The 12401-nt window shown below is 67.9% G+C and carries 7 protein-coding genes; 5 read left to right on the forward strand and 2 right to left on the reverse strand.

All coding sequences use genetic code 11. From position 1 onward, the window contains the following. Positions 1-71: 71 nt before the first annotated feature. Positions 72-3701 (reverse strand): methionine synthase, encoded by a 3630-nt coding sequence (gene metH, locus ACIA8C_RS14495; RefSeq protein WP_397134624.1) that lies wholly within the window; start codon positions 3699-3701, stop codon positions 72-74. A 149-nt stretch (positions 3702-3850) separates the two neighbouring features. Here metH and ACIA8C_RS14500 point away from each other — a divergent pair, with 149 nt between their 5' ends. Together ACIA8C_RS14500 and ACIA8C_RS14505 are read left to right on the forward strand one after the other, a co-directional pair. Next, positions 3851-4735, forward strand: a complete 885-nt coding sequence (locus ACIA8C_RS14500; RefSeq protein ID WP_396990781.1) for a PAC2 family protein — start codon at positions 3851-3853, stop codon at positions 4733-4735. Positions 4736-4813: 78 nt separating this feature from the next. Then, entirely contained in the window at positions 4814-7402 is a 2589-nt protein-coding gene (locus tag ACIA8C_RS14505) for an AMP-binding protein (protein ID WP_397134626.1), read from the forward strand. On the opposite strand, the gene ACIA8C_RS14510 is transcribed toward ACIA8C_RS14505, so the two are convergent. Next, on the reverse strand, positions 7349-7654 hold the full coding sequence (locus ACIA8C_RS14510; RefSeq protein ID WP_397134628.1) for a hypothetical protein: 306 nt from the start codon (positions 7652-7654) through the stop codon (positions 7349-7351). The two genes, ACIA8C_RS14505 and ACIA8C_RS14510, sit on opposite strands and share 54 nt — an antisense overlap. A 328-nt stretch (positions 7655-7982) precedes the next feature. Between ACIA8C_RS14510 and ACIA8C_RS14515 the strand changes: the two genes are divergently transcribed. The 3 genes from ACIA8C_RS14515 to ACIA8C_RS14525 all read left to right on the forward strand — a co-directional run bounded on the left by ACIA8C_RS14515 (position 7983) and on the right by ACIA8C_RS14525 (position 12398). Continuing rightward, positions 7983-9122: an XRE family transcriptional regulator gene (locus ACIA8C_RS14515; RefSeq protein WP_397134630.1), complete on the forward strand. Its 1140-nt coding sequence runs from the start codon at positions 7983-7985 to the stop codon at positions 9120-9122. 205 nt (positions 9123-9327) lie between these two features. Then, a complete protein-coding gene (locus ACIA8C_RS14520; protein WP_397134773.1) occupies positions 9328-10989 on the forward strand; it encodes a TIGR02677 family protein in 1662 nt (553 codons plus the stop codon). After that, a complete protein-coding gene (locus ACIA8C_RS14525) occupies positions 10989-12398 on the forward strand; it encodes a TIGR02678 family protein (RefSeq protein ID WP_397134775.1) in 1410 nt (469 codons plus the stop codon). Before ACIA8C_RS14520 ends, ACIA8C_RS14525 begins: the two co-directional genes overlap by 1 nt. Positions 12399-12401 lie beyond the last annotated feature (3 nt).

Raw genomic sequence — 12401 nt, forward strand, 5'->3', positions numbered from 1 at the left:
CCGCACACCGCCGTAGCGAGTATGCGGCTAACGCGACGGCGGCGCCGCCCGAGCAGGTTCGCCCGCGGAACTCAGGCGTTGAAGTACTTCGCCTCGGGATGCAGCAGGACGAACGCATCGGTGGACTGTTCCGGATGCAGCTGCAGTTCCTCGGACAGCTCGACGCCGATGCGGTGGGCCTCGAGCAGGTCGACTAGTTTGGCACGGTCGTCCAGGTCTGGGCAGGCGCCGTAGCCGAACGAGTAGCGGGCGCCCCGGTAGCCGAGTTTGAAATATTCGAGGACGTCGCTTGGATCGTCGTCGGCGACCGCGTGCCCGTCCAGGGTCAGTTCCTCGCGGACCCGGCGGTGCCAGTATTCGGCGAGGGCCTCGGTGAGCTGGACGCCGATGCCGTGCACCTCGAGGTAATCGCGGTAGTTGTCGGCGGCGAAGAGTTCGTTGGCGAAGTCGGCGATCGGCTGGCCCATGGTGACCAGCTGGAAGGGCAGCACGTCCACCTGACCGGTCGCCTCGGCCTGCTCGCGCGACCGGATGAAGTCGGCGATGCAGAGGAAGCGATCGCGCTGCTGGCGCGGGAAGGTGAACCGATAGCGTTCGGGCGCAGCGCCGTTCGCGTAGCTTGCGGAGCGACGATCGAACACTGCGGGGTCGGTGAGCACGATCACGTCGTCGCCCTCGGACACCGCGGGAAAGTAGCCGTACACCACCGCGGCGTGCTGCAAAACACCCTCGGTGCTCAGCCGATCGAGCCAGGCGCGGAACCGCGGCCTGCCCTCGGTCTCCACCAGCTCCTCGTAGCTCGGCCCCTCGCCGCCACGCTGGCCGCGCAGGCCCCACTGCCCGAGGAACAGCGCCCGCTCGTCCAGCAGCCCCGAATACTCGTGCAGCGCCAGGCCTTTCACCACCCGGGTGCCCCAGAACGGCGGCGTCGGCACCGGCACATCGGCGGCGACGTCGGAACGCGCGGGCACCTCGATCGGCACCTCTTCGGCCTTGCGCTGCTCGGCGATGCGCTTGGACCGTTCGTGGCGCGCCTTGCGCTGGGCCGCCTTCTCCCGCTCGGCGATCGCCTCGGGGCTGTCCGGGTCGATGCCGCCGCCGCGCTTGCGGGTCATGATGTCGTCCATCAACCGCAGGCCCTCGAAGGCGTCGCGGGCGTAGTGCACGTCGCCCTCGTACACCTCGGTCAGGTCGTTCTCCACATAGCCTCGGGTGAGCGCCGCGCCACCGAGCAGCACCGGGAACTGCTCGGCCACACCCTTGGTGTTGAGCTCCTGCAGGTTCTCTTTCATGATCACGGTCGACTTCACCAGCAGCCCGGACATGCCGATGACGTCGGCCTTCTTGTCCACGGCCGCGTCGAGAATGGTCGCGATGGGCTGCTTGATGCCCAGGTTCACCACCTCGTAGCCGTTGTTCGACAGGATGATGTCGACCAGGTTCTTGCCGATGTCGTGCACGTCGCCCTTGACCGTGGCCAGCACGATGCGGCCCTTGCCGCTGTCGTCGGTGGCCTCCATGTGCGGCTCCAGGTAAGCGACCGCGGCCTTCATCACCTCGGCCGACTGCAGCACGAACGGCAGCTGCATCTGGCCGGAACCGAACAGCTCACCGACGGTCTTCATGCCGGACAACAGCGTCTCGTTGATGATCTGCAGCGGCGGCACCTGCTGCATCGCCTCGTCGAGATCGGCCTCCATGCCGTTGCGCTCGCCGTCCACGATCCGCCGCGCCAACCGCTCGAACAGCGGCAGCAATGCCATTTCCTCGGCCCGCGAGGCCCGCGACGACGACGTCGACACGCCCTCGAACAGACCCATCAGCTTCTGCAGCGGGTCGTAGTCCTCGCCGCGGCGGTCGTACACCAGATCCAGCGCGGTCTCGCGCTGCTCGTCCGGGATGCGCGCGATCGGCAGGATCTTCGACGCGTGCACGATCGCGGAATCCAGGCCGGCCTGCACGCACTCGTGCATGAACACCGAGTTCAGCACCTGACGGGCCGCGGGATTCAGGCCGAACGAGATGTTGGACAGACCGAGGGTGGTCTGCACCTCCGGGTGCCTGCTCTTGAGCAACCGAATGGCTTCGATGGTTTCGATGCCGTCCCTGCGCGACTCCTCCTGGCCGGTGCCGAGGGTGAAGGTCAGCGTGTCGATGATGATGTCGCTTTCCAGCACACCCCAGTTGCCGGTGATGTCCGCGATGAGCCGCTCGGCAATCTCCACCTTCTTCGCGGCGGTGCGGGCCTGGCCCTCCTCGTCGATGGTCAGCGCGACCACGGCGGCGCCGTGCTCGGCGACCAACTGCATGGTCTGCTGGAAACGGGATTCCGGGCCGTCGCCGTCCTCGTAGTTCACCGAGTTCACCGCGCAGCGGCCGCCGAGGTGCTCCAAACCCGCCTTCAGCACCGGGGTTTCGGTGGAGTCGAGCATGATCGGCAGCGTCGAGGAGGTGGCCAGCCTGGCGGCGAGTGCCTCCATATCCTTGGCACCGTCGCGGCCGACGTAGTCGACGCACAAATCAAGCATGTGCGCGCCGTCGCGGGTCTGGTCCTTGGCGATGTCGAGGCACTTCTGCCAGTCCTCGGCCAGCATCGCGTCGCGGAATGCCTTGGAGCCGTTGGCATTCGTGCGCTCGCCGATCATCATGACCGACGCTTCCTGCTCGAACGGCACCGCCGTGTACATACTGGAGACCGCGGGCTCGTGCACCGGGCTGCGCCGCTCGTCCAGCGGCGGCAGCTTCGGCTCGATCTCGCGGACCGCCGCGGTCACCTGCCGGATGTGCTCGGGGGTGGTGCCGCAGCAGCCGCCGACCAGCGCGAGCCCGAACTCGGAGACGAAGCCGCTGAGCGCGACCGCCAGCTCCTCCGGGGTGAGCGGGTATTCGGCGCCGTTCTTGCCGAGCACCGGCAGACCGGCGTTGGGCATCACCGACACCGGCACCTGCGCGTGCCGGGACAGATGCCGCAGATGCTCGCTCATCTCGGCCGGGCCGGTGGCGCAGTTCAGCCCGATCATGTCGATGCCGAGCGGTTCCAGCGCGGTGAGCGCCGCGCCGATCTCGCTGCCGACCAGCATGGTGCCGGTGGTCTCCACGGTGACGTGCGTGATGATCGGAATGCGACGGCCGAGCTGACGCATGGCCGCCCGGCTGCCGGTCACCGCCGCCTTGACCTGCAACAGGTCTTGACAGGTCTCGATCAGAATCGCGTCGGCGCCGCCCTCGAGCATGCCGAGCGCGGATTCGGTGTACGCGTCGCGCAACCTGGCATAGGGAGCGTGGCCCAGCGTTGGCAGCTTCGTGCCAGGGCCCATCGAGCCGAGTACATAGCGCGGGGTTCCGTCGGCGGACGGTCCCATCTCGTCGGCCACCTCACGAGCCAGCCGGGTACCGCGCTCGGACAGGTCGCGGATGCGATCGGCGATGTCGTAGTCGGCGAGGTTCGGCAGGTTGCAGCCGAAGGTGTTGGTCTCGACCGCGTCGGCGCCCGCCTCGAAATACGCGCGGTGAATGCTGCGCAGCACGTCGGGACGGGTGTCGTTGAGGATTTCGTTGCAGCCCTCTAACCCTAGGAAGTCGTCGAGGGTGAGATCGGCCGCCTGCAACATCGTGCCCATCGCACCGTCACCGATCACGACACGGCGGCGCAACGTGTCGAGTAGCGTGGTATCGAACTCGGCGGGGACAGGCGCAGACATGCGTTCAAGCGTAATGGTCGGGTGAGACAGTGCAGCTCGCCGCGTCGCGTGTGCGTCGACACACCTGGTCAGCACCGCCGCCGTCGAACACGCCGGGCCCGGCCACGGCATACGACACGCCAGTTCCCCGCACACATTAGGCTGACCGAGTGAACCCCAGTGAAACTCCCGATCCGGAACTGCCTACATTGCGGGAACCGGTGCTGGTTGCGGCCTTCGAAGGCTGGAACGACGCGGGCGATGCCGCAAGCGGCGCCGTAGAGCATCTGGAATTGATCTGGGACGCCGAGCCGCTAGCCGAACTCGATTCCGAGGACTACTACGACTATCAGGTCAACCGGCCGACGGTCCGGCAGGTGGACGGCGTGACCAGGGAAATCCAGTGGCCATCCACCATGCTGTCGGTCTGCTCGCCCCCCGGCAGCGAGCGCGACATCGTGTTGTTGCGCGGCATCGAGCCCAATATGCGCTGGCGCTCGTTCTGCGAGGACCTGCTGGAGTTCATCGAACAACTCGGCGTGCAAACGGTGGTCATCCTCGGTGCGCTGCTGGCCGATACCCCGCACACCCGTCCAGTTCCGGTCACCGGATCCGCTTATAGCAAGGAAGCGGCCGAACGCTTCAACCTCGAACAGACCCGATACGAGGGACCGACCGGCATCACCGGCGTCCTGCAAGACCAGTGCGTCAAGGCGGGGGTGCCCGCGGTGTCGTTCTGGGCGGCCGTGCCGCACTACGTTTCGCAGCCGCCGAACCCGAAGGCAACCATCGCGCTGCTGCACCGGGTCGAGGACGTGCTCGATATCGAGGTGCCGCTCGGCGAACTGCCCACGCAGGCCGAGGAATGGGAGACCGCGGTCAACGAGATGACCGACGGCGACGACGAGGTCAGCGAATACGTGCGCTCGCTCGAGGAGCGCGGCGACGCGGCGGTCGACGTGAACGAGGCGATGGCCAAGATCGACGGCGATGCCATCGCCGCCGAATTCGAGAAGTACCTGCGCAGGCGCGGACCGGGCAGCTTCGGACTCTGAGCACGGGCACGGTTTGCCCGGTGTTCACCGGGGGGTCGCTTGTCGGCCGGAAAGTGGCTGCCCCCTATCCTTTTTCCGGTGACCGCTCCCCGGATCGTCGCTCATCTTCGTAGTTTCGACGACCGGATCGCCGTCCTCGTGGCGGCGGCATCGGTGGCGGAAGATTTGCGACAGGTCAGCTACGCGCAGCTGGCGACGCTCGTCGAGGAGTTCGCGGCCGCGCTCGGACCGAACCGGCGGCTCGTCGCGCTCGCGGCCCGCAACGACCTCCCTTCGCTCGTCGGGTATCTCGGCGCGCTCAGCGCGGGCTGCGTCGTGCTCCTCACCGCGGCGGTCACCGACGAGTTGGTGGCGACCTACGATCCCGATGTCGTCGTCGAGGACGGCAGGCCGCACGTGCGGCGCGAAACCTCCGCGCACACCTTGCATCCGGATCTCGCGCTGCTGCTGAGCACCTCGGGTTCCACCGGGTCACCGAAACTGGTCCGACTGTCCTCGGCGAACCTACTGGCCAATGCCGCCGCCATCGCCGAATACCTGACCGTCGGCCCCGACGACCGGGCGGCGACGACGCTGCCGATGTACTACTGCTACGGGCTGTCGGTCGTGCACAGCTATCTGCTGCGCGGCGCGAGCCTGCTGCTCACCGAACGATCGGTACTCGACGACGCCTTCTGGGACGAGTTCCGCGCCTGCCGCGCAACATCTTTCGCCGCTGTCCCCTACACCATCGACCTGCTGGACCGAATCGGCTTCGCCGACATGGCGTTACCGGACCTGCGCTACCTCACCCAGGCGGGCGGCAGGCTCGCCCCCGATCGGGTTCACGAGTACGCCCGGCTCGGCGCGGCCTCGGGCTGGGACTTCGTCGTCATGTACGGCCAGACCGAGGCGACCGCCCGAATGGCCTATCTGCCACCGGATTTGGCCGCCGATAATCCGGACTGCATCGGCATACCGATCCCCGGTGGCGAATTCAGCCTCGAACCGATCGAGGAAACGGGCGGACACGAGCGCGGGATAGCCCTCGGCGGGCGCGGCAACGGTACCGATGGGCCGCACGAGCTGATCTATCACGGGCCGAACGTCATGCTCGGTTACGCCACCTGCCCCGCCGATCTGGCACTCGGCCGCACCGTAACCGCCTTGCGCACCGGGGATCTCGCGCGTCGCACCCCCGCGGGTTTGTATCAGGTGATCGGCAGGCGCAGCCGGTTCGCGAAGATATTCGGCCTGCGCATCGATCTGCAACGGCTCGAATCCGGCCTGACCGCAGCGGGTTTCACCGTCTGCTGCACCGACGACGACGAACTGCTCGTCGTCGCCGTGCAAAGCCCCGCCACCGATCCGACCGACACCGCGGCCCGGCTTGCCGGGCTACCCGCCGCGTCCGTCCGGGTCTGCCCCGTCGAGGAATTACCGCGACTGGCCAACGGCAAGCCGGACTACCCCGCGGTCCGCACGCTGCCCGCGCCCGCGCCGCAGGCCCGAAACATCCGCGCGCTCTACGCCACTACCCTCGGCATCGACCCGGCACTGATCCGCCAGGACCGCACCTTCGTCGATCTCGGCGGCAATTCGCTGACCTACGTGACCACCGCGGCCAGAGTGGAACGCGCGCTCGGCACCCTCCCGGCCGACTGGCCGACCATGACGATCGCCGAGCTCGACCGGATCCCGCACGGCGGCAGCCGGTTCGGCCGCGCCCTCGACACCGGCACCCTCTTGCGCGCCGCCGCCATCGTGCTGATCGTGAGTTCGCACATCGGTCTCTACGTGCTGTGGGGCGCCGCGCACGTGCTGCTCGGCGTCGCCGGATTCAACTTCGCCAGGTTCGCGGTAACCACCGCGCCGCGTGCCGAACGGTTGCGACACGCGCTGCGCACGGTCGCGCTGATCGCCATGCCGACCGCCGCGTGGGTAGCCGTCACGTTGCTGTTCACCGACTACTACCGCTGGCAGAACGTGTTGCTGCTCAACAAGATCCTGGGGCCGTTCGACAGCGACACCGCGGGGCACCTCTGGTTCATCGAGGTTCTCGTCTATTTTATGATCGCCACGGCACTGCTCATCCGGATTCCGCTGGTGGACATGCTCGAGCGGCGCGAACCGTTCTGGTTCGCCATGGGCCTGCTCGCGCTCACCCTGGTGCTTCGCTATCAGCCGTTCGGGCTGTATCCCGCGCGGGACGTGCCGTTCTCGCCGCTGGCCGCCTGGTTCTTCGCCCTCGGCTTGGCGGCCGCGAAGGCGACGTCGGCGTGGCAGCGACTGCTGGTGAGTGCCGTCTTACTTGCTTGTGTGCCGGGCTATTTCGGCGTACCGGACCGGGAACGACTGGTCATGGCCGGGCTGCTGATGCTGATCTGGCTGCCCGCGATCCGGGTGCCTGCCCTGGTTGCCATCGTCGCGGCGGTGCTCGCCGACAGCTCGTTGTTCGTGTATCTCCTGCATTGGCAGGTATATCCGCTGTTCGGGCAACACCATGTTGCGGCGTTGCTCGCCTCGCTGCTGGCCGGTGTGGCCGCGACGAGGATGCTTGCGGGAGCGCGACGGCGGTGCGAAATGCCCCAGCGCTTGGTGGTGTCCCTGCGATCTGGCCTGCCGTCGTGGCGATCAGGTCTCGATGGTCCAGATCTGCGCCGCCGCCTCGCGCGCCAGTTTCGCTAGCAGAATATCCCGCGGGATCGTCTGGCCGGCAAGGTGATCGAGCGACGGAACCACCACGTGGTGCGCGTCGGCTCGCTTGAGCTCCTGGGTCAGCTCGACAAACGCCGTGCCGTCGCCGGAAGTCGATTCATGGAACGTTGCGGCGAAGCAGAGCCCCTCTTCCCGGGCGAGGCTGCTCATCGCATCCTCTAGCTCTTCGCTGTGGCCATCGGCCAAATCGTCACGCAAGTATCCATAGATCAACGCTTCCACCCGAACCTCCGTTGGATTGGGTACCGCTGTCCTTATGTGGATCTCCCCATTGTGGGGTACTGCGCCTTGCAAGGACAGATGCAATTGCATCTGGTTGAGACGAGATGTGTCCGGCTAACTTTCCGCTCTCATGTCCAGCATGTACAACGCCAACTTGCGAATGTAGATGTCAACCCACTGACATCTATCTGCCCTATCTCGGCCACCGGGCGTTAACTGGTGCGATACTACTGACGTGGCCGCTGGAGACGATCGACCCGTCTGGGCTGTCCGGATGCGTTCTGAACGCGATGCGCGGGGGTGGTCACAAGCCGATGCCGTCCGCGTGATGCGCGCCAAGTCATCCCACAACCTGCCGACAGACAGTACACTGCTGCGTAACTGGCGCCGCTGGGAATCGGGCGAGTCGCGGCCGGATGATTTTTACGCACCGATCATCTCCGCCGCCTTCGACACAGTCACGGCGGCGTTCTTCCCCAAAGCCAGGCCGAATCGGGACGACGAAGTGCTCTCGGCAACCGGCATGGACACGCTGGAATTCATCGGGCGCCTGCGCATGTCGGACGTCTCCCCCGCCACCCTGGACGCCATCCGGATCACCGCGGAACGCCTGTGCTGCGAGTACTCCTACGCCGATCCGCACGAGCTGCACGCCGAGGGAACCGGGTGGTTGCGGCGGATTACCTCACTGCTGGACGGCCGACTGACTTTGGCGCAGCATCGCGACATCCTGGTTCTCGCGGGATGGGTTGCGCTGCTGGTGGGTTGCGTGGACTACGACCTAGGCCGGCGCACCGCCGCCGAAGCGACCCGGCGCGCGGCACTGTCGCTCGGCCAGGAGGCGGAGAACGCCGAAATCACCGGCTGGAGTGCGGAAATGGCGGCCTGGTTCGCGCTCACCCAGGGCAACTACCGGGGCGCGATCGACGCGGTCGACCAGGTGCTGGAGACCAGCCAGAACCTCGGTGTCGGAGTGCAACTCGCCGCGCAGCGGGCCAAGGCATGGGCGCGTCTCGGCGACCGGCAGGAGGTCGAAACGGCACTCGACGAGGGCCGGGCAATTTTGCAGCGACTCGACCATCCGATCAACCTGGACAACCATTTCGTGGTCGATCCGCAGAAGTTCGACTTCTACGCGATGGACTGCTGCCGCGTCGCGGGCGAGGACCGGCTCGCCGAGACCTACGCCAACGAGGTGATCCGCCACTCGACGCGGGCCGACGGCACCGTCCGCAATCCGATGCGGGTGTCCGAGGCGCATCTGACACTCGCGGTGGTCGCGGTCCGCAACCGCGATCTGGAACTCGCGGTCGATGAGGGACTGCGCGCGTTCGCGGGTAAACGCCGTTCGCTGCCCTCGCTGATGTGGATCGCGGGCGAGACCGCGCGTGAAATCATCGCCCGCTACCCCGGCGATCCGCGCGCCCGCGTGTACCTCGACCAGCTGCGTTCACTGTCGAGCGAGTGACCAGTACCGTTGTTTTGAACCACCCCGCCGGCTGTCATCCCCAACTGACACAGCCCGTTTCATCGGCGAACACCCGGCAAACAGGACACGGCCACGCCGAATCGGGCACGTACCCGCTGTCGGCGACCGGCCCGCTACTACCCTGTTCCCGGTGACCGACTCCGTCGACGCCGCCGCGAGCGCCTCCGTCCTGTGGGACGACCGGCTGCGGCTGTTCTCCTTCGCCACCGCCGAGCGCCGCGCCGACTACCTGTGGGTGCTGCGCGCCTTCGACAGCGCGCGGGCCGCCTATGTGGTGTTGCTGCACGCCGACGATGTGGCGGAATGGATCGAGCGCAACGGGCACAGCCTGCGCACGCCCGACCTGCCCGAGCCGACCGCCACGCCTGACGTCGAGGGCCAGCAACATACAGAGGACAAGGAGACCAGTCAGTCTGCTTCGAAAGCGCAGACCGACGACGGTCCCGCGAGCGCGCAGGCCTGGTCGAGCGAACACGGCACCCGCCAGAGCGCCCCTCGGCTCACCGCCGCCGAAATCGGCCCGCTACTCGATCAATTGCACCAATGGGGCGTGCTGGAACGCAGTTACGACGGAACCAGGGCCGCCACGCTGGCCGAATATCGCAACCGGCACTTCGTCTACCAGTTCTCCCAGGCCGGGTTCCAGGCCTACCGCGCGGTCGCGGGCGTGCTCAACGCCCGGCTCGACGAGGCGTCACTGTCGCGGCTGGTGCTGCCGGAGTTGCTGGCCGATCTACACACCCTGGCCGCGGCCAATCGCGAGGGCGACGCCGAGCGGGTCTATCGCACGCTGCGCCGCCTCGACGCCGCGTTGACCGACATGGCCGCCCGCGCCGCGCACTTCTATCTCTCCCTCGGCGACCTGGTGCGGACCACCGAGATCACCCCGGAATCATTTCTGGCGCACAAGGACGCGCTGCTCGCGCACATGCGCGAATTCAGCCTCGACCTGGCCAGATTCGTGCCGCGGCTGGCAGGCGCGATCGCCGAGATCGAGGAGACCGGCGTCGACGAGCTGATCGAACGCGCCGCCGGATGCGACGAACGCGTGCTGCTGAGTGTCGCGGAGCGGCAGGCGGATTGGCACGCGCGCTGGGACGGGCTGCGGACCTGGTTCGTCGCGGCGGGCACCGGCGAGCACGCGGGCACCACCGAGGCGGAACGGCTGCGCGAGGCGACGATGAGCGCCATCGCCGCCGTGCTCTCGCTGCTGCGTCGAGTAACCGAGACCCGGCGCGGCGGGGTGAGCCGGGAGTCCGCGCTGCGGCATCTGGCGGGCTGGTTCACCGCCGCGCCGTCCGCGGACAGCGCGCACGCGCTCTTCGACGCGGTGTTCGGCCTCGGCAGGCCGCGCCACCTCGCGATGGAACATCCGGACGCGGACCTGATCCCGGCGCAGCGATCCTGGTGGGAGGCACCGCCATTGGAGATATCCCGCACGCTGGCCGAGACCGGGCGGCCGCCGTCTGCCGGAGCGCCCGCGCGGATCCACCGCAACGACGCGAGCATTCGGCGGCTGCGTGAGGTACAGCTGGACGCGCAGCGCGCCCGCGCCGACGCGGCCAAGTCCCTGGCGTCCGCCGACGTGCACGACCGGGTGCTAGATGAACGAGAGACCGAGGTGCTGCTGCGGCTGCTCGACGCGGCGTCCACCGCGTGGGTGCCGGTGAGCGGGCGGGTCGCCGGGACCACCGGATCCGACAGCGGCGTCACCCTGACCGTCTCCGAACACGACGGTTCGACCATCGTGCGGACCGCGCATGGACTGTTGCACCTGAACAACCGCAGACTAGAGGTGCGCCAGACCACCCGGACTCGGCCGCGCGGCAACGGGGGACGCGCATGATGCACGGACGCAAGATCGATTCCCTTGCGCTGGACAACTATCAGCGCGCCGCCAGGGTCATCCTCGCCAATCACCTGGTGACCAGGACCTATCCGGATCGGATCGCGTTGCCGCTGATCCGCCGGTGGGCCACCGAGTTGCGCGAGGACCTGGCCGAACTGTTCGGCTACCGGCTGGAGGTCACCGAGACCACCGCAAGGGTGTTCCCGATCATCGACCGTCTGGACGCGGGCAAGCCCGCGCGCACGCCCGCCGACCGCCTCTTCGATCGCCGCCGCTACGCCTACCTGGCGCTGTCTATCGCCGCGCTCGGCCGGGCGGGCGACCAGATCACGTTGTCGGAGTTGGCCGATCAGGTCGCCGCCTACGCGGGCCGGGTCGAGGGCCTGGAGCTGTCCACCGATCGCGCGGCCGACCGGGATGCCTTCGTCGACGCGGTCGGCTGGCTGACCCATCGCGGTGCGCTTACCCTGGCCGACGGCGACGCGGGTGGCTGGGCCAGCGATCCCGAGGCGGGCGAGGCGCTCTACGACATCGACCGGCCGGTGGTGTTCGCGCTGTTCCGGCCGCCGCGGGCGCTGCAACATCTGCACAGCGTGCGCGGGCTGCTCACCGAAGACGCCGCTGGCGCAACCGGTCCCGCGCACGCGCCGACCGTGGCCGACCTGGCGCGGCGGGTGCGCCGGACCTTGGTCGAGCGGCCGGTGGTGTATCTCGACGACCTCACGCCTGCGGAACGGCCGGTGCTCGCGCAGGATCGGATCGTCGCCGAGGTCGAGCTGTTCACCGGGCTGAAGGCCGAACGCCGAGCGGAAGGGGTCGCGTTGATCGACACCTCCGGACGGCTCTCCGACATTCGATTCCCGAGCACCGGAACGCTGGCGCAGGTGGGGTTGCTGCTGGCCGGTGAGATCGCCGACCGGGTCCTGGACATCGACAATCCGGTAGCACGGCGGACGGCCGCGCCGGACCCGGGTGAGGCGCTCGCGGCGCAACTCGACGGCGCCATCCCGGAGTCCAGCGTTTTCGCGCCGCTGGCCGAACTCCGGGCGCTGGATGACCTTTCGGCACAGTCGGATTCGACGTTCGAGGACAACGCGGAAGAACCGGCCGAGACCACCTACCCGCTGCTCGACTCGGCGTGGGTGCGCGAGACCGTGCAGGCGCTCGCCGATCGATACGGCGCGACCTTCGCCGCCCAGTGGCAGGCCGATGTGCCCGGCCTGACCACCGAGGTGGTTGCCCTGCTGGAGCGGCTGCGCCTGGTGCGTGCGGTCGAGGACGGGCTGCTGATCATGCCCGCCCTCGCCCGTTATCGCGGCGCGGTCGTCACGGTACGTACCAAGCGCACCGAGGAACTGTTCGTCACCGCGGCCGATACCTACAGCACTGGCACGGAAGGGAACTGAGGC

Source organism: Nocardia sp. NPDC051321 (genome assembly GCF_044455225.1).
Taxonomy (GTDB): Bacteria; Actinomycetota; Actinomycetes; order Mycobacteriales; family Mycobacteriaceae; genus Nocardia.